Source organism: Aeribacillus sp. FSL k6-2211, assembly GCF_037966125.1.
Classification (GTDB): Bacteria; Bacillota; Bacilli; order Bacillales; family Aeribacillaceae; genus Aeribacillus; species Aeribacillus composti.
This window is the reverse complement of the sequence record NZ_CP150190.1, coordinates 3,414,860-3,438,796: the sequence shown is the minus strand read 5'-3', so window position 1 is coordinate 3,438,796 and position 23,937 is coordinate 3,414,860. Positions and strand designations below refer to the sequence as shown.

The following is a 23,937-nucleotide window of genomic DNA, read 5'->3' as shown; positions in this document are numbered from 1 at the left end:
ATAATTTATCAAGTATTATGGCGGGATGGGGAAAATCAAGAATAAATGATGCAGATTTATATTTTTAGGAAGGGGCTGTCTTCAAAAGTCAAAATCCACTGAAAACGAAACATCATAAGCATTGATATATCAACGTTTCTAAAACATTAAAGGGGCGTCTATAAGCCGGAAAATCGACTTATTAGACAGCCCCCTCTATTTAATGGATGCGGCGGCTGCTTTGGATCTAGAAATCCGAATCCATTTGGAGCATTTGCCGAAATCAGCTTTTACAAGCAGGTGACGAAGTGGTCTTGTAATAATGTCGTCCCCATATTGTGAATGGATATTATGAAAGACTCTTTTTTCACTTTATGACAAACAAAGATAGAGGAGGGAATTTTTTTGAAGGATTTTACAACATATTTTACGATGACTGAGCAAGATGTCATCGAATATGTACAGAAAAAACTCGATATTTTTGAACAAAACGCAGAATTGGAATGTCGAGAGATTGGCGATGGCAACTTAAATTATGTATTTCGTGTCGTTGATCAAAATAGCGGCCAGTCTGTCATTATTAAACAAGCTGGTCCGGTTGCGCGTATTTCAGACGCCTTTAAAGTTTCGCCAGATCGCAATCGGATTGAAAGCGAAGCATTGAAGCTGCAAGGGGAATTAGCGCCTGGATTTGTACCTAAGGTTTATTCGTATGATCCGATTATGAATTGTTGTGTGATGGATGATCTATCTGACCATGAAATTATGAGGACAGCTCTTTTAAAACATAAAAAATTTCCTTTGTTTGCCGACCATATTACAACGTTTCTTGTCAACACCTTATTGCTTACTTCAGATGCCGTTATCGATCATAAAGAGAAGAAAGCATTGGTGCAAAAATTTACAAACCCAGAATTATGTGAAATAACAGAAGATCTCGTGTATACAGAACCTTTTTACGATTGTGAGCAAAATGATGTATTTCCAGAAACGAGAGAATTCATCCGTGAAGAAATTTGGAATGATTCAAAGCTTGCATTGGAAACAGCTAAACTGAAGTTTGATTTTATGACAAAAGCACAGTCCCTCCTCCACGGCGACCTTCATACCGGTTCCATTTTTATAAAGGAAGATTCAACAAAAATAATCGATCCTGAGTTTGCTTTTTATGGACCTGCTGGGTTCGATATTGGGAATGTGATTGCAAACCTTATTTTCGCCTATGTAAATGCAAGCTTTACAATTGAAGATCAAGAAACAAAGGAAGACTACTTGCAATATATTCAACAAACAATCTCAGACGTAATAGAGCTGTTTACAAAAAAATTTTTACATGCTTGGGATGAGAATATAAAAGAAAGAACTGCAAGTGCACCTAGTTTTAAAGAATGGTATTTAAATTCCATCCTTGAGGATGCCTCAGCCGCTGCCGGACTTGAATTATGCAGAAGAATTATTGGGATCGCCCATGTAAAAGACATCACGTCAATTGAAAATAAAGAATCCCGAGCTTTGGCTGAAAAAATTTGTTTAACAGCTGGTAAAACCTTTATTCTTGAACGTGCAAACATTCGTACAGGCGACGACTTTGTGAATGTTTTATTACAAAGTGTCCGCAAATTTATTGAAGGGGAAAAGTTTTATGACAGCAGTAAAAGCCATTCAATCCGTACAACTGGATGATGAAAACAATACGGTGATCATACTCGACCAAACGCTATTGCCGAATGAGAAAGTATTTCTGCATCTTTCTACTCCAGAAGAAATATGGGAGGCCATTTACCATCTGAAGGTTAGAGGAGCACCTGCGATCGGAATTGCTGCTGCATTCGGTGTTTATTTAGGCACGAAGCAATCAAAAGCGTCGACTTATGAACAGCTTTTGGATGATTTTCAAAAAATCAAACAGTATTTGGCTTCATCGCGGCCGACTGCAGTGAATTTATTTTGGGCTTTAGATCGCATGGAGGATAGACTCAAAGTAGAAAAAGACAAAAGCATCGAGGAAATTAAAAACGCACTGAAGGAAGAAGCAGAACATATCCGTAATGAGGATGAGCAAGTCTGTTATTCGATCGGGGAGCATGCCCTGTCATTATTAAAACCCGGCTGGGGTCTTCTGACCCATTGCAATGCAGGAACAATTGCGACGGCGAGGTATGGGACTGCGTTAGCTCCCATCTACTTAGGCCAAGAAAGAGGCTACCATTTCAAAGTTTTTGCAGATGAAACAAGACCGCTTCTTCAAGGTGCACGTCTAACTGCATGGGAATTGCAGGAAGCTGGTGTGGATGTAACGTTAATTTGTGACAACATGGCATCCATTGTGATGAAGGAGGGAAAAGTACAAGCGGTTTTAGTCGGGTGTGATCGAGTTGCCGCAAACGGAGATACTGCCAATAAAATTGGAACTTCCGGAGTGGCAATCTTAGCAAAATATTATGGAATCCCGTTTTATGTTTGTGCTCCGCTTTCAACAATCGATTTAGATTGTCCGACAGGGGAACATATACCGATCGAAGTGAGAAAAGCAGAGGAGATCACGACAAAATGGTATGAAAAACCGATGGCGCCGGAAAATGTGCAAACATATAATCCGGCATTCGACGTGACCGATCATGAACTCATTACGGCAATTATTACAGAAAAAGGGATTGCCTATCCACCCTTTACAAAAAGTTTAAAACACATGAAAAGCGTTTAATTGCCTTTTCATACAAAAACCCCTTAAAAGGGAATGCTTTCACATTCTTTTAAGGGGTGTAAAATTTTATTCGAAATATAATTCCGGACGTCTGTCTTGAAAAATAGGAATGGTTTTTCTTACACGGTCAATTTCTTGAAGATCCAGTTGGGCGTAAAAAATTCCTGCATCTGTTTGATCATGAACAAGAAGCTCGCCCCAAGGGGCAATGACCATTGAGTGTCCATTAAATTCATTATTTTGATCCGCTCCGACCCGGTTTACTGCTACAACAAACATTTGATTTTCAATTGCCCGTGCTTGGAGAAGCAATTGCCAATGGTCAATTCGCTTTTTCGGCCATTCGGCAGGAATGAACATAATGTTTGCACCTTTTAATGCATGGGTGCGAATCCATTCCGGAAAACGCAAATCATAACAAATAACACCACCGCAAGTGATGCCGTCCAGCTCAAATATATTTACTTTTTGACCGGCACTCATAAATTTATGCTCATCCATCAATTTAAACAGATGGGCTTTGTCGTATTCAGCGGTGATATTTCCGAATCGGTCGACAACGTACATGGTATTAAAAAATTGTCCGTTTTTTTTCGTTGCAACTGAACCGCCGACAATATTGACATGATATGTTTTAGCAAGGGATGTCAGCAGCTCAATTGTTTTTTCTCCATTTTTGTCTGCAAGCTCATCAAGCTGATCAAGGGCGTATCCTGTATTCCACATTTCAGGCAAAACAATTGTATCCGCTTGATGGCTTGCTGCTTCTATTATATTTTTTTGAGCGATTTCATAGTTTTGGTCCGGTTCGCCTAAAATGATATTCATTTGTATACAAGCAACTTTCATGATTTTCAGCCCCTAGACATTTTTATATAAAGACTATAGAATTTTTATGATAATTTCAACTATTTTTATAAAAAAAGGTGGATTAGAGTGGAGATTTCAGAACGTTTAAAAAAGCTTCCAACACAATTTTTCTCTGCCCTTGTGAAAAAAGTGAATAACGCTGTAGCCGAAGGAAGAGATATTATTAATTTAGGACAAGGAAATCCTGACCAGCCGACTCCCCCGCATATCGTCAAAGCGCTGCAAACCGCAGCAGAAGACCCGAAAACACATAGATATTCACCATTTTCAGGTCTGATCGAGCTAAAACATGCGGCTAGTGAATATTATAAGAAACAATACGGAGTCGATATAGATCCAGAAAAAGAAGTGGCGATTTTATTCGGTACGAAAACTGGACTTGTTGAATTGCCGATGTGCCTATTAAATGAAGGAGATCTAATGCTATTGCCCGACCCGGGTTATCCAGACTATTTATCAGGCGTTGTTTTAGCCGGGGCTCAATTTAAAACGTTCCCGCTGTTGGCAGAAAATCAGTTTTTACCTGATTACAACGCCATTTCGTTGGAGGATAAAGAAGCGGCAAAATTGATGTATTTAAACTACCCGAACAATCCGACAGGAGCAACGGCCGATCTTAAGTTTTTTGAGGAAACGGTTACGTTTGCAAAGAAGCATCGAATTTCCGTTGTCCATGATTTTGCGTACGGTGCGATCGGCTTTGACGGCAAAAAACCGACCAGCCTTCTTGAAGCGGAAGGAGCTAAGGACATCGGCATTGAAATGTACACATTGTCGAAAACCTACAATATGGCCGGCTGGCGCGTTGGATTTGCTGTAGGGAACCAGAATATCATTGAAAGTATTAATCTTATTCAAGATCACTTATATTGCAGCCTTTTTCCAGCAATACAATTAGCAGCAGCTGCCGCATTAACAGGCGATCAGTCGTGTGTAGAGGAGCTTGTCTCCCTTTATGAAAAACGGCGAAATACGTTTATCAATGCTATTCGGCAAATTGGCTGGAACGCCCAAGCTCCGAAAGGATCATTTTTTGCCTGGCTCCCTGTACCGAAAGGTTTTACTAGCGAAGAGTTTGCCGATTATTTGCTTGAAAAAGCAGATGTCGCCGTTGCGCCAGGAAACGGCTTCGGGCAATATGGAGAAGGATACATACGCGTTGGTTTATTAGTTGATGAGAGCAGGCTTTTAGAAGCGGTTGATAGAATTCGCAAGCTGAACCTTTTTTAACTGCTGCAATGAATGTTGAAACACTCTCCTTATCCCCCTAAAAAAATGATCAGCACGTGAATGCCTTTCCAATCAAAATTAAAAGAAGTATAATAAAAATTGTGTTAAGTGGGAGTCTTTTGACTGAATGTAAGGGGGATAAGCGGGATGGAAAAATTATATGAGAGTATGTATCAATTAATTGTGGAAACGTCTACAAAATTGCCGAAGGATGTCCGCCGCGCTATTTTGAAGGCGAAGCAGCGTGAAAATGCTGGTACAAGAGCTGCGATGTCGCTTGCCACGATAACCGAAAATATTAAAATGGCAGATGAAAATGTATCGCCGATCTGCCAAGATACCGGATTGCCGACATTTAAAATTAAAGTGCCAGTCGGTATCAATCAAATTCAAATAAAGGAAACAATAAAAAAAGCGATCGCTCAAGCGACGAAGGACGGGAAGCTTCGCCCGAACTCGGTCGATTCACTCACTGGAGAAAATTCCGGCGATAACTTGGGCGAAGGGCTTCCAGTCGTAAAATTTGAACAATGGGAAAAAGATTATATGGATGTTCGCTTAATATTAAAAGGCGGCGGCTGCGAAAACAAAAATATTCAATACAGCCTGCCGTGCGAACTAGAAGGATTGGGAAGAGCCGGCAGAGATTTGGATGGAATCCGCAAATGTATTTTGCATGCGGTATATCAAGCACAGGGCCAAGGATGCAGCGCAGGATTCATTGGAGTTGGAATTGGCGGAGACCGTTCAGCGGGGTACGATTTAGCGAAAGAACAATTATTCCGCGAAGTCGATGACGTAAATCCGAACGAAGAATTGCGCCAATTGGAAGAATATATTATGGAAAATGCGAACAAGCTTGGCATCGGAACGATGGGATTTGGCGGGGAAACCACTTTATTAGGCTGCAAAGTCGGCGCAATGCACAGAATCCCTGCAAGCTTTTTTGTTTCTGTTGCATACAACTGCTGGGCATTCCGCCGTTTAGGTGTGCATATCGATCCAAATACGGGTGAAATCATAAAATGGCTTTATCAAGATGGAGAAGATGTTGATTTTCAAGAAAATGCTGCACAAGAAGAACATGCAGCATCAACGGACTCTGAAAGACGTGTCATCACGCTGCAAGCGCCAATTACAGAAGAACAAATCCGCGAGCTGAAAGTCGGCGACGTTGTTCGCATCAACGGAATCATTTACACAGGAAGGGATGCCATCCATAAATATTTAATGGATCATGATGCGCCGGTTGATTTAAACGGTCAAATTATTTACCACTGTGGACCTGTCATGTTAAAAGATGAAAACGGCAATTGGGAAGTGAAAGCGGCTGGGCCGACCACTTCCATTCGCGAAGAGCCTTATCAAGGGGATATTATGAAAAAATTTGGCATCCGTGCGGTAATGGGCAAAGGCGGCATGGGGCAAAAAACGCTGCAAGCTTTAAAAGAGCATGGCGGAGTATACTTGAATGCGATTGGCGGTGCTGCTCAATATTATGCGGATTGCATCGAAGCGGTTGAAGGTGTTGACTTGCTGGAGTTTGGAATTCCAGAAGCTATGTGGCATTTGCGCGTAAAAGACTTCACGGCCGTTGTCACAATGGATTCACACGGCAACAGCCTGCATGAAGACATTGAAAAATCGTCATTAGAAAAGCTTTCTCAATTTAAAGAGCCGGTATTTAGCTAAATATTAAACTCAATGCCATAGCCAGATGATTGGCTATGGTATTTTTTTGAAATCAAGATGGAGCATAATTCCTAAAAACGGATAAAGACTAATAGTAAAAATAATGGAAAGGAGATTCACAGCTTGAATTATTTCCGGATTTTATATTGCTCTGTCTTGTTATTTTTTTCTTTTTTTAGCTGCGCCTCTGCTGCTGTCAGCAATCACCCGATTCATTGGGGTTTTCAAAAAAACAATAATCATCAGCCTCCTGATGCCGGGAAAGAATGGAATGAACTTTTAAATAAATATGGAGCGTTTTATTTAGGAGATCCCAGCAAAAAAGAGATTTATTTAACGTTTGATAATGGCTATGAAAACGGCTATACATCGAAAATTTTGGACGTACTGAAAAAGCACGATGTACATGCGACGTTTTTTGTAACAGGCCATTATTTAAAAACAGCCCCTGATCTTGTAAAGAGAATGGTGAAAGAAGGGCATATTGTCGGCAATCATTCATGGAGCCACCCTGATATGACGACAATAAGTGCTGATAAAATAAAGAAGGAGCTTGATGCCGTCAGCGACAAAGTAAAGGAGCTTACAGGCCAAGATGGAACAGTATATGTGAGACCGCCAAGGGGCATTTTTAGCGAACGCACACTTGCATTGTCCGAAAAATACGGTTATCGCAATATTTTTTGGTCGCTTGCATTTGTCGACTGGAAGGTGAATGAACAAAAAGGCTGGCGATATGCATACGACAACATTATCAATCAAATTCATCCGGGCGCGATCATTTTGCTGCACACCGTATCAAAAGACAACGCTGATGCGCTTGATGAAGCGATTAAAACTTTAAAACAGCAAGGCTATACTTTTAAAAGTTTAGACGATCTAGTGATGGAGAAAATGTTTGAAAGTCCATTTCTTTATTAATAGAAGCGGATTATGTGATATAATAGCTCCGAAAAAATACGATAAAGGTCGGTAAAAACATGTGGAATGTGACGATAAAAGCGGCGCCGCCGTATGACTTCGACCGCGTGTTAGAGCGCCTTTCACTTGATCCGTTGAACAAGGTGGACGTGCACAAGCGAACCGTCCTTGTTCCTCTTTATAGTGAAAAAGAAGAACCTTTTGTTGCCGCTGTAAAAGCAATCGGATCGAAGGAAAACCCAGTATTTGAAATATCAGGGGAACAGGATGAACAAAAAGAACGAGCCATCCATGAGCTGACACGCATATTTCAATGGAAGAATTCGCTTAAAACCATTCAAGATCATTTCCTGCAAACCAACCTTGCTCCGCTTTTTCAAGAGCATGAAGGGACGCCGCTCGTGTTAGATTTTCATCCGTATGCTTGTTTAATGAAATGCATTATTCATCAGCAATTAAATTTATCATTTGCCTATCAGTTGACGACCGCTTTTGTGCAAACTTTTGGTTTTCAAGTAGATAATGTATGGTTTTATCCCAAACCAGAAACAGTAGCCAAATTGAATTATGAGAATTTGCGGGCGCTGAAATTCAGCATGAGAAAAGCGGAATATGTTATTGATACCTCCAGACTGATTGCAGAAGGAGCACTGCCGATTCAGGCCTTCCATGAATGGAGCGATGATGACATTATGAAAAAATTGGTTCAAGTGCGCGGCATCGGCCCGTGGACGGTGCAAAATTTTCTTTTATTTGGGCTGGGCAGGCCGAATCTGTTTCCTGCTGCTGATATCGGCTTGCAAAATGCGATCAAGCATTATTTTCAACTGGAAAAGAAACCGACAAAAGAAGAAATGGAAAACTACAGCCGCGAGTGGGCTCCTTATTTAAGCTATGCAGCTTTTTATTTATGGCGAAGCATCGAAAAGAGACGGGGAGAAGCGAAATGAAGATAAAAAATAGATCGGCATCTGTGACGATTCAAAAGGGACAGCAATTTCCGCTGACCATTAAGCGGCTTGGCATTAACGGAGAAGGTGTTGGGTATTTTAAGAAACAAGTCGTCTTTGTCCCGGGAGCTTTGCCCGGGGAAGAAGTGGTCGTTCAAGCAGAGAATATTCAACCAAATTATGCAGAAGCCGTTATTAAAAAAATACGGAAAAAATCCCCTCATCGTGTGAAACCGCCCTGCATCTATTATGACCGATGCGGAGGCTGCCAATTGCAGCATTTGCAATATGAACAGCAGCTTGCTGCCAAACGGGACATTGTCATTCAAGCGCTTGAGCGCCATACGAACCTCGAGGTTGACGCCCTCGACATCCGTCCGACAATCGGTATGGACGACCCTTGGCATTACCGCAATAAAAGTCAATTTCAGCTCGGAAATGAAAAACAGCAAGTGATAGCAGGCCTGTATGGTGCGAATTCACACAAGCTTGTTCCAATTCACTCTTGCATGGTCCAGCACCCGCTGACAGATAAAATTACCCAAACGGTAAAACAAGTACTGGAGGATTTTCACATCCCGATTTACCATGAGCGAAAACGGACGGGCATCGTTCGCACAATCGTCGTACGCGCCGGAGTTCAGACGAACCATGTGCAAGTCGTCCTCATTACAAAAACGGAAGAATTGCCGCGAAAAGAACTGATTGCAGCGGAGATCATGAAGCGCGCGCCGGAAGTAAAATCAGTCATGCAAAATATAAATGGAAGCAAAACATCGCTGATTTTCGGCGACAAAACGGTTTTGTTAAAAGGTGAAGAAGTCATCCAAGAAACATTGGGCGACCTTTCCTTTGAACTATCCGCCCGCGCTTTTTTCCAGCTTAACCCGGTGCAAACGGTCAAACTTTATGACGAAGTCAAAAAAGCAGCAGGTTTAACAGGAAGCGAAAAAATCGTTGATGCCTATTGCGGCGTCGGCACGATCGGCTTGTGGCTGGCAAAGGATGCAGCAGAAATCAGAGGAATGGATGTCATTGAAGAATCCATCCGCGACGCGAAAAAAAACGCCGAAAAACACGGGATCAAAAATGCAACATATGTCACAGGCAAAGCAGAAACATGGATGCCAAAATGGGCAAAAGAAGGCTGGCGCCCAGATGTTGTCGTCGTCGATCCTCCCCGCACCGGCTGCGACCGAGCGTTTCTCAAAACAATCAAAAAAGTGAAGCCAAAACGATTCGTTTACGTCTCATGCAATCCGTCCACCCTGGCAAAAGACATTCAATTTCTTTCCAGCTTGTACAAAGTCGAATACATCCAGCCCGTCGACATGTTCCCTCATACGGCGCATGTGGAGTGCGTGGTATTGATGTCAAGGGTTGATAAATAGAAGGGCTGTAAATGCCTATAAATAAAGGGTTTCCAGATATTGAACTTTTCTGTAGGCTACTTTGCCGGAGGTGACAATATCTGGAGACCCTCATTTTTTATTGTTTGCGGGAACATATCAACTGCCCTGAAAGTAATAGGGTTGAGTTGACAGGTTAGATAACGCTTATTTTTGTAGGGGTTGAGGAGACAGGATAGATGTAAACTTCTGCTTAATTTTCTTCACTGTTTTCTATTTCTTTCAATGATACCCCGTCTTTAGTTTTCCATTCTACCAGTCCATTTACGTGGCCGCCAATGACAAAAGCAGCAGCATATGATGGACTACGGAATAAGATATTTTCTTGAAGTATGCCATTTTCATCTATTTTGGCTTTTTGTCTGCGGTCTTTAATTCCAGACGGAATACTTTCAGAATCTATCGTTTCAATATGACTGCCTTGTAAGACGACAAAACCTTCGTTCGTTTGCTTACAGCTTGCTTCAATTACTTGTCCGCTCTTACGACTTTTTCGCTTCATAAAGAGAAGTAATTCCTCTTCAGCAGATTCTACTGTATTAGCTGGTTTAGGTTTATCTGTCAGTGGTTCGAATAATTTATGCCCAAGAGCACCCATTATAATTTTAGCGTAATCAATGAATTCTTCGAGCTCACTTTCTTTTTCCTCGGTTATATTTCCTGGAGTAGGGTCGTTTCCGTTCTTAACCACATACCGGTTTGCCTCTACTGCAAGCCCACAAAAACGATTCTCAAGATAACTTATCTCTGTGGGACCAAAGGAGTTATTGGACGTAGTAAATACAACAGCTTCTGTCCAATAATCCTTATCTGGATTTCGCTTGTGTTCTATTAACCGACAAAGAAGACCCTCTCCGTTTTTCCGAACACCGGCTTGCCCAATATATACCATATTGTCATCTGTTTGATCTGAAGTGCCAAATAAAAAGTAAACGCCGCTCTGGGATAAATCTTCGCGTCCTTTGCATTTATCTAGTTCAGTGCGAGGTATCTTGTAAGCAACGCCAGTCCAATTAGCCAAAGTACACTTTATTCTCCCATTTGGTGTGCCATCCATCAAAAACAGATTTATACTTTTTCCTCGTTTAGCCATAATCCTTTACCTCCCTCCGTAACAGCTTATTTGTTATTTGAATCATTGGAAGGAGTTTCAAATGGCTTTCCTTCAGGGTTATACGTTAAATTGAAAACAAGATCCGACAGCCATTTCTTAAACGAAGGATTATCATTAAACTGCTTAAATAACTCCATATTATCCGCCATTATACTAAATATAACAGACTGAAGGGCACGTTCACTTTCCATACGCGCATTTTGCTTGTCTGAATTTTTCATTGCGTTAATATAACGCTCGTCTTTTGTAACCATTCCTGGTATTTCTAGAATTTGGCGGCGAACATTATCAGCATCGTTCCAGTCTATATTGCCGAACAAGTCATTAAATGATGAAAGAATGCTAGAAAGCAAATCCATTTCTGGCTCCACTATGCCGCCTACACGACCAGCAGGTACAGGGCCAATCTCAGCGTCAGCATCATCTAATACAAGAGACATAGAATCACGAGCTTCGACTCGGTAACTATCTAAATCAATTGAATCTAGTATTCCTTGAGACAAATCATCTTCTTTGGGAGAAGGAAGTTTAGGTATTAATAAATTTAAAAATATTAATAGCTTTTCCTATTCTGCATTACCGTAAGGAAGAATAGCTCCAAGAAAGCCGTATGTTCGAACAAATGCTTTTGCTGCACTTTTGAATTCAATTTTCCCTTCGTCATCAAGCTCTTTGTAAATAGCAGTACATGCATCGAGGATAGGATCTAACCTATCGCGATCTGCACCATTTAAGTAAAGTTCAACAAGCGAATCAACATGCCCATTTTCGTATACTTGATGGGCTTCCATAATTGCTATGAGATCATAAAGCTTGTTCGGATCAGTTTCATTAGACAGAATAGTTGTCCGATAATATTTTGAGAATGCTGCTTCAATGGTCTCTGTTTTATTTGCAAAATCAAGTACAAAAGTATCATGTTTCTGCGGATGAGAGCGGTTCAGCCGAGATAGAGTCTGAACAGCCTTTATATCAGATAGCATTTTATCAACGTACATTGTATGGAGTAGTGGTTCATCATAACCCGTTTGGAACATATCAGCCACTATAAGAAATCGATATGGATCCTTACGGAACACCTTCTCAATTGTATTATCTGGGAAGCCATTAATTGCTGCAGAGGTTAAAGTTTTACCACCATATTCTTTTTCCCCGGAAAAAGCAATAATAGCTTTATAAGGACTACGCCTGTCAGCAAGGCATTTATTAATTGCGTAATAGTATTCGATACAGCGCTCTATACTACTCGTAACCACCATAGCTCGTGCTTTTCCTCCGATTTTCCCTTTTGAAATAACCTGATCATGAAAGTGGTTCACCATGATTTCTGCTTTTTGTGATATGGCAAACTTATTACTTTCTACAAATTGACGGAGTTTCTTTTGTGCTTTTTTCTTGTCAAATAAAGGATCATCTTCAATGGTTTTAGCAAGCCTGTAATAACTGTCTACAGGGGTATAGTATTTAAGTACATCTAAAATAAAACCTTCTTGAATTGCTTGCTTCATTGTATATACATGGAACGGACGATGTTTAATTTCATCTCCGTCTTGGTATGGGATACCAAACATTTCAAGGGTTTTGTTTTTAGGAGTAGCGGTAAATGCAAAATAGCTGGCGTTCTTCAGCATTTTGCGCCCTTCCATAATACGGTTGATTTTATCTTCAAAATCTTCCTCTTCTCCAGTAACTTCACCTGATAATACAATATTCATCTTAGCCGACATGTTACCGCTTTGTGATGAATGGGCCTCGTCAATAATTATGGCGAAAGAGCGCCCTTTGTGTTCTGAGCCAATGCTATCAAGAATAATAGGGAACTTATGTACAGTAGTTATTATAATCTTCTTACCGCCATTGATTGCTTTCCTTAAATCATCAGAGTGTTCTGCCCATGCTACTGTGCTAGAAACCTGCATAAACTGTTTTATCGTATCCCGAATTTGTTTATCAAGTATTACACGGTCTGTAACAACTACCACAGAGTCAATGATGGCTTTGCCATTCTTTTCGAGTCCTACGAGTTGATGGGCCAGCCATGCAATAGAATTTGATTTTCCACTACCGGCACTGTGTTGTATTAGGTATCTCTGGCCAACACCATTGTGGCGTACATCTGTAAGAAGGCTTTCAACAGCAGACAGTTGATGGTAACGTGGGAAAATCTGCGTGTATGTTTTCTTTTTTGTTTCCTGGTCTACTTTTTCCGAAAAACTGGTTTCCAAAGCACATCGTGTGGCAGTGCTTGAGGAAGGGATGAAGTATCAGCCTATTGATTGATTACCTAAAAGGTAAGCGGTGCATGGTTTGGAGCTTAAATGGAGCAGCTCCGGGAGGTGTACTTGAGCATCCTGGAACGATTGGTGTTATTTCTAAGGGCTGTAAAAATAGAAGCCGTACCATGTTGATAAGAAGCTATCTAGTGAGATCGAAGTATATTTTTGCAGAAGTATTATCAGGCAAAGGTACACAGAAAATTGCAGATGATCTTAATCGAAAGGGTATCCCTTCAAAAAGAGGTGGTCGTTGGACGGCTACTACCATTCGTGGAATCTTGACCAATGAAAAATATACTGGCGATGTTATTTTGCAAAAGACCTATACTGACAGCCGTTTTAACAGGCACACCAATTACGGTGAGAAAAATATGTATCTAGTAGAAAATCATCATGAGGCGATTATCAGCCATGAAGATTTTGAAGCTGTGGAAGCTATTCTCAATCAGAGGGCAAAGGAAAAAGGAATCGAAAAGCGCAATAGTAAATATCTAAACCGATATTCTTTTTCAGGTAAGATTATTTGCTCGGAATGTGGCAGTACCTATAAAAGACGGATTCATTCATCTGGAAGAAGAAAGTACATTGCTTGGTGCTGTAGTAAGCATATAAGCCAAATAACGGAATGTTCCATGCAGTTCATACGAGATGAAGATATAAAGACTGCATTTGTTACGATGATGAATAAACTCATTTTTGGTCACAAGTTCATATTAAGGCCACTTTTGAATGGGTTACGCAGCCAGAATAATGCAGAGAGTTTTCGTAGAATCGAAGAGTTGGAAACCAAGATTGAAAACAACATTGAGCAAAGTCAGATGCTGACGGGCTTAATGGCCAAAGGATATCTGGAACCTGCTCTGTTTAATAAAGAAAAGAATTCATTGGAAGCAGAAAGAGAAAGTCTTTTTGCGGAAAAGGAACAATTTACCCATTCTGTCAACGGAAATTTTACAAAAGTAGAGGAAGTTGACCGACTGCTTAAGTTTACGACTAAGTCCAAAATGCTCACAGCCTATGAGGATGAGCTGTTTGAAAATTATGTAGAGAAGATTATTGTATTTTCACGGGAGGTAGTTGGGTTTGTATTAAAATGTGGAATCACACTGAAGGAAAGGTTGGTGAATTAGATGGGTCACACACCCTTTGGGTATAGAATTGAAGACGGAAAGGCTGTTGTGGACGATATAGCAGCAGAACAAGTAAAAGAATTATTTTCAGGTTACTTGGCAGGACTTTCCTTGAAGAATGCTGCTATAAAAGCTGGGATAGACTGCTACCATGCCACTGCAGGAAAGATGTTACAGAATAAGCGCTACCTTGGAGATGAATTCTACCCTCCAATTATTGATGAGGAGACCTTTGAAAAAGCCGCGGTGGAAAAACGAAAACGAGCAGAAAAGCTCGGAAGGATATGGGAACCTAAAGATGCACCAGAAAAGGATTATCCTGTAAAGTTCAAAGCAAAACCTCTGGTGCAAAAATATGAAGACCTATACAAGCAGGCAGAATATGCCTACAGTTTGATAGAAAGTGAGGTGTAACTATTGGCAGTTAGTAGGAATGTAACAGTGAATCCGGCAATTAAACGAGTCGGAAATAATAAAAGTAGTGAAAGCAAACCCAAAATACGAGTGGCTGCTTACTGCCGTGTTTCAACGGATAGTGAGGAGCAGGCTTCAAGCTATGACATTCAGATTGAGCATTATACAAACTATATTAAGAGGAACAAGGAATGGGAATTGGCAGGGATTTTTGCGGATGACGGTATCACAGGCACAAATACAAAAAAGCGTGAAGAATTCAACCGCATGATTGAAGAGTGCATGGCTGGAAATATTGACATGATCATTACAAAATCCATTAGCCGATTTGCTAGAAACACGTTGGATTGCCTTAAATACATCCGTCAGTTAAAGGATAAAAACATCGCTGTATTCTTTGAAAAAGAGAATATTAACACCATGGATTCTAAGGGCGAAATCATGCTGACCATTATGGCATCCCTTGCCCAACAGGAAAGCCAGTCCTTAAGCCAAAACGTAAAGCTAGGTATTCAATATCGCTATCAGCAAGGTGAAATTCAAGTCAACCATAAGCGTTTCCTAGGATACACCAAAGATGAAAACAAGCAACTAGTGATTGACCCAAAGGGTGCTGAGGTTGTTAAACGGATTTACAGAGAGTACCTTGAAGGGGCTAGCCTATTACAAATAGCTAGAGGACTAGAAGCAGACGGTATTCTTACAGCAGCAGGAAAAGCAAAATGGAGACCAGAAACACTGAAAAAAATACTTCAGAATGAAAAGTACATTGGTGATGCCCTTTTACAAAAAACTTATACGGTTGATTTCCTTTCTAAAAAGCGAGTCAAGAATAACAGCATCGTTCCACAGTATTATGTAGAAAACAGCCATGAGCCTATCATTCCACGAGAACTTTTTATGCAGGTGCAAGAAGAACTGGTAAGGCGAGCTAACCTTTATACTGGAAAGAATGGTAAGAAGCGGGTTTATAGCAGTAAGTATGCTCTGTCCAGCATTGTCTACTGCTCAGAATGTGGTGATATATATAGAAGAGTCCACTGGAACAATCGAGGTTGCAGGTCTATTGTCTGGCGATGCGTCAGCCGCCTTGAGGAAAAAGGGTCTGATTGCACATCCCCTACAGTTAATGAGGAAGTGCTACAGGGAGCAGTTGTAAAAGCCATCAATGAGTTGCTGGCCAGTAAGGATACCTTTCTCTCCACTTTACAGGCCAATATCGAGACAGTTTTAAATGAAGAACACGACAAAGTTACCGTTGATATTGACGCCAAGCTGGAAGAACTGCAAAACGAACTTTTGCGGCTTGCCAATTCCAAAACAGATTATGAGGAAGTGGCGGAAGAGATATACCGTTTGCGGGAGCAGAAGCAAAATGCACTGGTTGAGAATGCAGAGCGTGAAGGAAAAAGGCAACGAATCGCTGAAATGACTGATTTCTTGAATGAGCAGTCCTGCGAGCAGGAGGAATATGATGAGCAATTGGTAAGGCGAATTATAGAAAAGGTAACGGTGCATGATGATAGGCTTACTATTGAGTTTAAGTCTGGTGTTAAAATAGATGTATGAATATATGGGTGAGTTCATAGATGCACAAGTTATCCTCAGCAACTCATCCGAAAATATAAGCTTTGTAGACTCTAAGGATATTATATAATCTTACATTAAAAAAGGTTCACAAAAAAGCAATAAACCAACAGAAGATAAGAATGATGATATTATCGATTGAATGAAAGGATTTTTGAAGGAAATTTAGGGGGCTGATTGCAGATATAAAAGTTAAGAATTGTATCTAATAATGTATCTGACAAAAGTGGCTATTACAGCATTGAACTGCCTGCTTGTAAAAAGACCGCATAGGTGTAGGAGGGCACTGAAAAAGTGATTGTTTTTTTATAAAATAACACATACTTTATCAATATGTTGAAAAACAGAAAGGAGTCCACTGCCTATATATAGTAGGCGGTAGACTCCTTTTGCTTATGAAGTGGACTTTTTCAATGATCTCTGAGTGTAGACCGTTCTATTTTTAGGGCAAAAAAATTTTGATCTCTTTAAGGATTCTTTAAACTTCTTCTTTATAGTAAATATCAAACAAAAGAAAGGAAGATGTCTATGAATTCGTATATTTTGCAAACAAAAGACTTATGTAAAGACTTTAAAAAGCAACGTGTAGTCAACAACATATCGCTGTCTGTAATGAAAAATTCTATTTATGGTTTACTGGGGCCGAACGGAGCAGGGAAATCGACCACCTTAAAGATGATTGCTGGGATGCTCCATCCGACTTCGGGAAAAATAATATTTGAAGGACACCCATGGAGCCGGAACGACCTTACAGATATAGGTGCTCTGATTGAAGCTCCTCCACTTTATGAGAATCTGACCGCAAGGGAAAATCTGAAGGTTCGCACACTTCTTTTGGGGTTACCAGATGACCGAATCGACGAGGTCCTGAAAATTGTTGATTTGACGAATACAGGAAAAAAATGTGTTGGACAGTTTTCTATGGGAATGAAGCAGCGTCTTGGCATTGCAATTGCATTACTGAACCATCCGAAACTGCTGATCCTGGATGAACCGACCAATGGCCTGGATCCAATCGGCATTCAGGATCTGAGAGGGCTCATCAGGTCTTTTCCTGAACAGGGAATCACGGTGCTCCTGTCAAGTCATATTCTCTCTGAAGTGGAACTGATTGCCGATCATATTGGCATTATCAGCAATGGGATATTGGGCTACGAAGCTAAAATAAACCCCGGAGAAGATTTGGAATCACTGTTTATGCAGGTTGTTGCAAACAGCAAAAAGGCGGGTGATTAACATGATGTATTACCCATGGTGCTAGTTGAGCGTCAACGCTCAACTAGCCCAAGAACAACGAGCGAATAGGCCAACAAAATGGCATCAAGCGCCGTTTCAAATCCAGAGATCGAATTGGCGCGAATTTTCGTGATCCGAAATGAATCCACTAAAACCGAGAACGCGGTTTCGACGATTTTGCGTTTTCGTTTCATCCATCGTTTCCATGCTTTCGATTGATGGATTTTCTGGTTTTTCCGAACGGGCGTCCAAAAAGTGATCTTGTATTCATCATACAGCTTCTTTTGCAAGTCTTGGCTCACATATCCTTTGTCACCAAGTGTATACGGATGAGGAAGTTGGGCCATCACGGTTTCCGCAGCTGTCCGGTCGTGACAGGATGCTTCGGTGACGACATATCCCATCGGAAGCGCTTGGTCAGTGATCTGGAGATGAAGCTTAAACCCATAGTAAGCCATCTTTTTGGATGCACAATACCCGATATCTGCGATTCCTTGAAACCGTTTGACGCGATACATTCGTGCGTGGTGGCAGAGTTCAATAGGTAAGCTATCCACTACCGCATAAGCGTGATGTTGCCCACGTTTGGCTAGTTGATATCGTATCCATTTGACGGCAAAGCCAAGATTTCGACAACGGCGGTTATATCGAGAACGTTCAGGAAATAAATCTTTCGAAAATAAGTTTCCGATCACAAATCGGTGCCAAGCTCGTTCGGATGTAAAACCTAACAACTTTCCAAGAACATGGACGGCGATGATGACTTCATCTTCTTGCTTCAACAAATGGTGATTTCGGCGTTGTAAATACATCTGAATCAAAGACAATTGTCCAGATACAAAGAACAAAATCGCTGCATATTGTTTTTGAATTTTCGCTTCGTCTGTTGTAAAATGAAAGTGCTCTTGCATGGGACTTCTCCTTTTAAATGTTTGGTAGCACTTTCATTTTAAAGGAATTTTCCATGCAAGGGCTATTTTTATATCCTGTGATCTTTATCTAGCACCACAGGTTATCTTTATATAATTATTTTTTGTATCAAGCCTATGTAATTGATATACTCCTGAATCTTTCTACACTTGAACTAGAACCTGAAGAGGAATTTTGGGATTTAGATGTTGTAAAGGGATATGAAATGTATATTTTCAACATTGTCTTTAACAGGCCACCAATTACTGAAAATATAAATGAGTTTTTCATGTGTGTCCTAATGAAGAAAAAATAGAAAAAAATAAATATTAATGCTGTCATATTTATTGACGTTATTAAGTACGTTCTAATTTATATGTAATGGTGCAATTATTTCTTTGTCCTTTTCTTTATTGTTTGGTTTAATGTTGACATATCATCCATGCGTCTCGATTAGATGTACAAAAATATATTTCAGACTCACCAATGTTTAAGTGCACAAAAACGGACACCTTTTAAAATTTATCTATAAAAAAGGTGTCCTTATATTTCAAGTGTGGATTTGAAATTTAGTTATATGAAATCCTTAAACAAGAACCTTTGACCCTCGCCACAACGTGCGGTTTATGGCACCGTAACAAGGTATTTAACTATCCGGAATAATAGTAATACCGATGGTTTGGGTAGGGGTACTTTTTTCCTTTTTCTTACTGGAAGCGTGGTAATATTTAGTTACCAGTTTGTTTAATTCATTTTGGAACTGTGTGAAATGTTCTTCATCCAATTGAAATTCCACTACAGAAAATGTAGAATTATCGTCCGTACGATTTTCCCCTTCCAGCTTTTGTAGATAAAGCTGATATTTGGATAAAAGAAATAATTGATAATAAGATATATAATCAAGCTTCTCCTTTGCAGAGACCTTTCCCCACTCATTCTTATCCAATGTTGCATAATCTTCATTTAACACATAATACTTTTCAGTCACTGATTTAACCTTTTTTTCCTTTAACACTTGAATGACATCAGCCTCCACCATAGATTGTATGTGTCTATACAATGTTGCTTGTGGTACATCTTTTATGACTTTTACCATCTCCAGAGGAGTTAGGCCATTCTCTTTATTCCCCATTAAAGCAAGACAAATTTTCATTCTTACGGGATGCATTAGAATCTCCATTTTATTATCCATCTTATCACCTCTTTCATTATCATTATAAATAATGAAAATAATTATTGCAATTCACTTTTAACCATGTTATCATTATCAATAACGATAATTAGTGGAGGTGATTAAAATAAAACCGAATCTTGACCTAAATAATATGGATTTCGACATTCTTTCTCCAGTGATATTGCCAATCATCGTAATCATTTTGTTGTTCATCATCTTTGCATTAGTGGATCTATACCGAAACAAAAGTAGGAGAAAAAATGTACTTGTATGGACCATTGTTATCATTTTAGTTATTCCACTAGGACCCATACTTTACTTTATTATAGGGAGAAAGGATAGTGACAAACGATGAAATTGGAAGTTAAAAACGTCACTAAAAAATTTAATGAGAAAATTGCTGTCAATGATTTTTCAATAGCTATCAACTCTGGGGAATGTGTAGGATTAATTGGACCAAATGGAGCAGGGAAAACCACGTTGATTAAGATCATCTCGGATATTATGAATCCCACTTCGGGTGAAGTATTATTGGATGGAAAAAAAATATCTGACATGAAAAAACAAATTGGTTACTTGCCACAATATCCGAATTTTTTTCAATGGATGACTGCAACTGAAACGCTTTTCTTTATGGGACAGTTATCCGGTCTTGATAAAAAAGAATTGAAAACTTCTATTCCGAAAATTTTATCAAAAGTGGGTTTAAGTGGAGAAGAGAATTCAAGGGTCAGTACATTTTCTGGTGGAATGAAACAGCGATTAGGCATAGCACAAGCACTGTTACATAAACCCTCTTTAATATTGATGGATGAACCTGTTTCAGCATTGGATCCGATAGGCCGCAGAGAAGTGTTGAACATTATCGATGAAATAAAGAAAGATACAACCATTTTATTATCTTCTCATATTTTAGGAGACGTGGAAGAAATCTGTGAGCGACTTGTCATCGTGAAAAACGGTAAAAAAATAGAAGATACAACTATGATAGGATTATTGAATAGAAATAGTCAAAATAAAATACGTATTGAATTATCTAATGATCGTGAGGATTGGATTGAACACATCAAGAATTTGGATTATGTGAAAGATGTTGAGTTGACAGGAAATAAATTAAAAGTAGAGGTAGAAAACATTAAAGTAAACAAAAGGATGTTATTGGAAAATGCATTAAAACACCATGTTGATATCGTTAAATTTGAAATAGCTAATGACACACTTGAAGAAATATTCTTAAAAATGGTGGTGGAAAAGTGAAGCAATTTGCAATCTTAACTAAAAAGGAAACCTTACAGTTCATAAGAGAACTTAAAATTGTATGGCTACCATTAGCTTTTATATTTTTGGGAATCACACAACCAGTTGTAACCTATTATTTACCCTATATATTAGAAGCGTTTGGTGGAGGCCAGGGGATTATCATTGATTCAAGTATGAAAGATATAGCGGGGAATGAAATACTTGCCAGTACATTGGAATCGCAGTTCGATCAACTTGGTGTCATCATCATCGTTATCTCAATGATGGGAGTGGTACAATCAGATAAAGCAAATGGAATGCTAGGTTTTATTCTGACAAGACCAGTTAAAGTCGAATCTTATATTAGTAGTAAAATTTTTTCCAACTATATGTTCGTTGCTGGCAGTGTAGCATTGGGGTATGTTGTTTCTTATATATACACCAATTTCTTGTTTACAAGTATACCTTTTACCAGTTTAATAGTTGCATTATTATTTTATTTGTTGTGGGTTTTATTTGTTGTATCATTTACAACTATGGTTAGTACTTTCTTTAACAGCCAAGGTGTTATAGCATTAATTTCTATTGCTGTTCTTTTAGGAATTAGAATGATCGTCGGCCTTAACCCTTTGCTTGATCGTTTGAATCCAGCGAGTATGAGTGAATATGCGAAGGAAGCTCTGGTTTTTGCTGATATCGATATGAGTGTTGTATGGAGTGTATTGATAACTTTATTATTGTCAGCAATCGTAATGAATTTCGCGAAGATGTGGATTGCTAATAAAAAATATAATATTGATTAATCCGTTTAAAGTAAGGAAAGGGTGATTCATTTGTTGAATATTTCCAATTTAAAAAAGAGTTATTCGGAAAAGCAGGTTTTAAAAGGTGTGAACTTGAATGTTAAAAAAGGGGAAATTTTAGGTTTTGTCGGGGCAAATGGTGCTGGGAAAACAACCACATTAAATATCATTACCGGTATGTTGGATTATGAGAGTGGAGTAGTGGAAATTAATGGGTTAAACCAAACAGCAGGATTAGATTATAAAAAGCAATATTTTTTCATACCGGATACTGTAAATGTGTTTAAAAATGTTTCAGGATTAGACTGGATACATTTTTTAATGAATTTGTATGAAATAGAAGAAAATAATAAGTTAGAGGAGTATGTACAAGTATTCCAAATGCAGGAATCCATTGATAAACCCATTGGAACCTACTCTTATGGGATGTTGCATAAAATGTCTCTGATTGCAGCCTTTACAATTAATCCACCAATCATTATTATGGATGAGCCATTAAATGGTCTTGATCCTAATGCAGTGGTTGTTTTTAAGGATTTAATAAAATCCTATGTCGATCAGGGGGGAACTGTAATCTTTTCAACACATCTTTTGGATATCGCGGAAAAAATTTGTACTACGGTTGCCATTTTAAAAGGAGGCAAAATTATTCTACATGATGAGATAAAGAATATAACAGGTAGTAAATCATTGGAATCAATATTCATGGAGGCGTAAGTTTATGAAAGAAAACCTTCAATTCCAGTTAACTAAGTTTTTTATTTCTTCCTTTTACAAGAAACCAAAGCAGCAGATTCAACAGGTAGTATTAATTATTGCGATAATTTATGTTTTATTCCAACTGACTGTCATAAATTTCCTGGTTTATTACTTTATGGATTCTCAACTATTAATTTTTTATAACTTGGCTTTCTCGATCCTTCTAGTTTATATTTTGACTTGTTATTTATCGACAACACAAGCTTTTGCATTTAGTGAATTTAAGATGTTAGCATCTCTACCCTTATCATATAGAAAAATTTCAACAGCTAAAGTAGTGAGTAGTCTATTTGTACCAATCTTCTTGACGATGATCCTCCAGCTGCCGACTATAGGATTTTTACTCATTGATTTTAAGTTTATTGAAGCGCTTAAGTTAATCATATTTTTACCAGTCCTTATTGGATTAATTGCCATGTTTTTGTTATTCGTCCTATCTTGTATCCATAGGTTTTATGCAAAATTTAAAAGTAGAGTTTCTTATTTACTGTTGAATGTTGTTACCATGTTGCTAATCCCTATTATATTTATAGCATATTTTGTAATAGAATCAGGTCTTTTGAATCATACTTACAAAGATGGATTCATAAATGCTGCAAAATATATACTGATCCAGCTTTTTGAAACTGCTAGTTTAATGCCTTGGATAGACTCGATCGTTGAATTCTTTGTATCAAATAAAGTCAGCCTACATTTAATTCTGGTTTATGTAGTATTAATTATAACCACTCTTTTGCTTTCATATTTTACAATTGAAAACATTTCCGTCAATTATTTTAAAAATGCCTTATTGGAAAATAATAAATCACAATGGAAAGGTTCAAGAGTTTATATTTCTAAAAATAAATGGAGTAATTATTTGCAAAGGGAAATATGGGTGATTCAATCTGAGGCATACTTTAAAATGCAAGTATTACTTGGGGTTTTATTAGCACCAATTATCTCAGCTATTTTACTGACGTTATTGCATTTTGATGCATTGCCGGATTTTTTGAACGTCACGAAAGACGAAACATTTGATATTTATTTTTCATATCTCGTCTTATTTTTTTGTTGTATGAATAATGTAAGTGGAACACCTTATTCCAGAGAAGGGAAATACCATTATTTATTAAAGTGTACTCCACTTGATTCTAATCTCGTATATTTTTCCAAGGTGATCATTTCATCAACAATGGGTATTATTGCTTTGCTTCTAAGTTTTCTTCTGTTTGCAATTTTTGGGTTTTGGGAAGTCGAACATTTGTTACTGTTCATGATTATTTCTGGATTGATTATTTGCTATAACTTGTTAACTCCAGTCTATGACATGAGAAATCCACTGACGGAGTGGGAAAATCCATCCGTAGCTGCGAAATCTAACACGAATGTATTAATTAGCTTGATTTATGGATTGCCCATCTTACTTATTATTGCTGCCATTCATTTTGGGCTAATTTGGTTGAATGTCCAATCGCTATTGGCGACTGTTATTGTTTTGCTGATGGTTGTAATTACAATTGTTTTATTGCTCAATCGGTTAAAAAAGGTTTTAATATAAT

22 protein-coding genes are annotated in these 23,937 nt (G+C 38.8%); 16 read left to right on the top strand and 6 right to left on the bottom strand.

Features of this window, described 5'->3' with window-relative positions:
- The first annotated feature begins 384 nt into the window (after nucleotides 1-384).
- A complete protein-coding gene (mtnK, locus tag NSU19_RS16645) occupies nucleotides 385-1,662 on the top strand; it encodes an S-methyl-5-thioribose kinase (protein ID WP_144598482.1) in 1,278 nt (425 codons plus the stop codon).
- Nucleotides 1,622-2,683, top strand: coding sequence for an S-methyl-5-thioribose-1-phosphate isomerase (gene mtnA / locus NSU19_RS16640; protein ID WP_063386758.1), 1,062 nt, complete (start codon nucleotides 1,622-1,624; stop codon nucleotides 2,681-2,683). Before mtnK ends, mtnA begins: the two co-directional genes overlap by 41 nt.
- 66 nt (nucleotides 2,684-2,749) lie before the next feature.
- Here mtnA and NSU19_RS16635 read toward each other — a convergent pair whose 3' ends face one another.
- Nucleotides 2,750-3,532, bottom strand: coding sequence for a carbon-nitrogen family hydrolase (locus tag NSU19_RS16635; RefSeq protein WP_311066503.1), 783 nt, complete (start codon nucleotides 3,530-3,532; stop codon nucleotides 2,750-2,752).
- Between the two features lie 87 nt (nucleotides 3,533-3,619).
- Between NSU19_RS16635 and NSU19_RS16630 the strand changes: the two genes are divergently transcribed.
- From NSU19_RS16630 to rlmD, 5 genes are all read left to right on the top strand, one after another.
- Nucleotides 3,620-4,783, top strand: coding sequence for a pyridoxal phosphate-dependent aminotransferase (locus NSU19_RS16630; protein WP_339197483.1), 1,164 nt, complete (start codon nucleotides 3,620-3,622; stop codon nucleotides 4,781-4,783).
- Nucleotides 4,784-4,930: 147 nt separating this feature from the next.
- The gene (locus NSU19_RS16625; RefSeq protein WP_327863747.1) at nucleotides 4,931-6,475 is read left to right on the top strand and encodes a fumarate hydratase; all 1,545 of its coding nucleotides are present in this window, start codon (nucleotides 4,931-4,933) and stop codon (nucleotides 6,473-6,475) included.
- 123 nt (nucleotides 6,476-6,598) lie between these two features.
- Nucleotides 6,599-7,396: a delta-lactam-biosynthetic de-N-acetylase gene (pdaA, locus tag NSU19_RS16620; protein WP_232515601.1), complete on the top strand. Its 798-nt coding sequence runs from the start codon at nucleotides 6,599-6,601 to the stop codon at nucleotides 7,394-7,396.
- A gap of 59 nt (nucleotides 7,397-7,455) precedes the next feature.
- Entirely contained in the window at nucleotides 7,456-8,346 is an 891-nt protein-coding gene (locus NSU19_RS16615; RefSeq protein ID WP_339197481.1) for a DNA-3-methyladenine glycosylase, read from the top strand.
- Nucleotides 8,343-9,737, top strand: a complete 1,395-nt coding sequence (gene rlmD / locus NSU19_RS16610) for a 23S rRNA (uracil(1939)-C(5))-methyltransferase RlmD (protein WP_339197478.1) — start codon at nucleotides 8,343-8,345, stop codon at nucleotides 9,735-9,737. Before NSU19_RS16615 ends, rlmD begins: the two co-directional genes overlap by 4 nt.
- 211 nt (nucleotides 9,738-9,948) lie before the next feature.
- On the opposite strand, the gene NSU19_RS16605 is transcribed toward rlmD, so the two are convergent.
- From NSU19_RS16605 to NSU19_RS16595, 3 genes are all read right to left on the bottom strand, one after another.
- Nucleotides 9,949-10,848 (bottom strand): GIY-YIG nuclease family protein, encoded by a 900-nt coding sequence (locus tag NSU19_RS16605; RefSeq protein WP_339197476.1) that lies wholly within the window; start codon nucleotides 10,846-10,848, stop codon nucleotides 9,949-9,951.
- Nucleotides 10,849-10,874: 26 nt separating this feature from the next.
- Nucleotides 10,875-11,372: a hypothetical protein gene (locus tag NSU19_RS16600; protein WP_339197474.1), complete on the bottom strand. Its 498-nt coding sequence runs from the start codon at nucleotides 11,370-11,372 to the stop codon at nucleotides 10,875-10,877.
- Nucleotides 11,373-11,435: 63 nt separating this feature from the next.
- Nucleotides 11,436-13,094 carry a DEAD/DEAH box helicase family protein gene (locus NSU19_RS16595; protein WP_339197472.1) on the bottom strand — a complete coding sequence of 553 codons (1,659 nt, stop codon included), beginning with the start codon at nucleotides 13,092-13,094 and terminating at the stop codon, nucleotides 11,436-11,438.
- 47 nt (nucleotides 13,095-13,141) lie between these two features.
- On the opposite strand from NSU19_RS16595, the gene NSU19_RS16590 reads away from it, so the two are divergent.
- The 4 genes from NSU19_RS16590 (at nucleotide 13,142) to NSU19_RS16575 (ending at nucleotide 17,512) form a co-directional block, all read left to right on the top strand.
- Nucleotides 13,142-14,275, top strand: coding sequence for a recombinase family protein (locus NSU19_RS16590; protein ID WP_339197470.1), 1,134 nt, complete (start codon nucleotides 13,142-13,144; stop codon nucleotides 14,273-14,275).
- Complete coding sequence (locus NSU19_RS16585; protein ID WP_339197468.1) at nucleotides 14,276-14,689, top strand: recombinase family protein; 414 nt, start codon at nucleotides 14,276-14,278, stop codon at nucleotides 14,687-14,689.
- Nucleotides 14,690-14,692: 3 nt separating this feature from the next.
- Nucleotides 14,693-16,258 carry a recombinase family protein gene (locus NSU19_RS16580; protein ID WP_339197465.1) on the top strand — a complete coding sequence of 522 codons (1,566 nt, stop codon included), beginning with the start codon at nucleotides 14,693-14,695 and terminating at the stop codon, nucleotides 16,256-16,258.
- Between the two features lie 546 nt (nucleotides 16,259-16,804).
- Nucleotides 16,805-17,512, top strand: a complete 708-nt coding sequence (locus NSU19_RS16575; protein WP_339197462.1) for a lantibiotic protection ABC transporter ATP-binding protein — start codon at nucleotides 16,805-16,807, stop codon at nucleotides 17,510-17,512.
- Between the two features lie 32 nt (nucleotides 17,513-17,544).
- Here the strand turns inward: NSU19_RS16575 and NSU19_RS16570 are convergent, their stop codons facing one another.
- Both NSU19_RS16570 and NSU19_RS16565 read right to left on the bottom strand, forming a co-directional pair.
- On the bottom strand, nucleotides 17,545-18,423 hold the full coding sequence (locus NSU19_RS16570) for an IS982 family transposase (RefSeq protein WP_339196453.1): 879 nt from the start codon (nucleotides 18,421-18,423) through the stop codon (nucleotides 17,545-17,547).
- A gap of 644 nt (nucleotides 18,424-19,067) precedes the next feature.
- Nucleotides 19,068-19,613, bottom strand: coding sequence for a helix-turn-helix domain-containing protein (locus tag NSU19_RS16565; RefSeq protein ID WP_339197459.1), 546 nt, complete (start codon nucleotides 19,611-19,613; stop codon nucleotides 19,068-19,070).
- Between the two features lie 100 nt (nucleotides 19,614-19,713).
- Here NSU19_RS16565 and NSU19_RS16560 point away from each other — a divergent pair, with 100 nt between their 5' ends.
- Genes NSU19_RS16560 through NSU19_RS16540 form a run of 5 tightly spaced genes read left to right on the top strand, consistent with a single transcriptional unit; the run spans nucleotide 19,714 to nucleotide 23,936 of the window.
- On the top strand, nucleotides 19,714-19,950 hold the full coding sequence (locus tag NSU19_RS16560) for a PLD nuclease N-terminal domain-containing protein (RefSeq protein ID WP_173659802.1): 237 nt from the start codon (nucleotides 19,714-19,716) through the stop codon (nucleotides 19,948-19,950).
- Nucleotides 19,947-20,852 (top strand): ABC transporter ATP-binding protein, encoded by a 906-nt coding sequence (locus NSU19_RS16555; RefSeq protein WP_034770145.1) that lies wholly within the window; start codon nucleotides 19,947-19,949, stop codon nucleotides 20,850-20,852. The genes NSU19_RS16560 and NSU19_RS16555 overlap by 4 nt, the downstream gene beginning before the upstream one ends.
- Nucleotides 20,849-21,637 (top strand): ABC transporter permease, encoded by a 789-nt coding sequence (locus NSU19_RS16550; protein WP_034770142.1) that lies wholly within the window; start codon nucleotides 20,849-20,851, stop codon nucleotides 21,635-21,637. The genes NSU19_RS16555 and NSU19_RS16550 overlap by 4 nt, the downstream gene beginning before the upstream one ends.
- A gap of 33 nt (nucleotides 21,638-21,670) precedes the next feature.
- Nucleotides 21,671-22,354 (top strand): ABC transporter ATP-binding protein, encoded by a 684-nt coding sequence (locus tag NSU19_RS16545; RefSeq protein ID WP_052514553.1) that lies wholly within the window; start codon nucleotides 21,671-21,673, stop codon nucleotides 22,352-22,354.
- A 4-nt stretch (nucleotides 22,355-22,358) separates the two neighbouring features.
- Nucleotides 22,359-23,936, top strand: a complete 1,578-nt coding sequence (locus NSU19_RS16540; RefSeq protein ID WP_034770137.1) for a hypothetical protein — start codon at nucleotides 22,359-22,361, stop codon at nucleotides 23,934-23,936.
- Nucleotide 23,937: the final 1 nt, after the last annotated feature.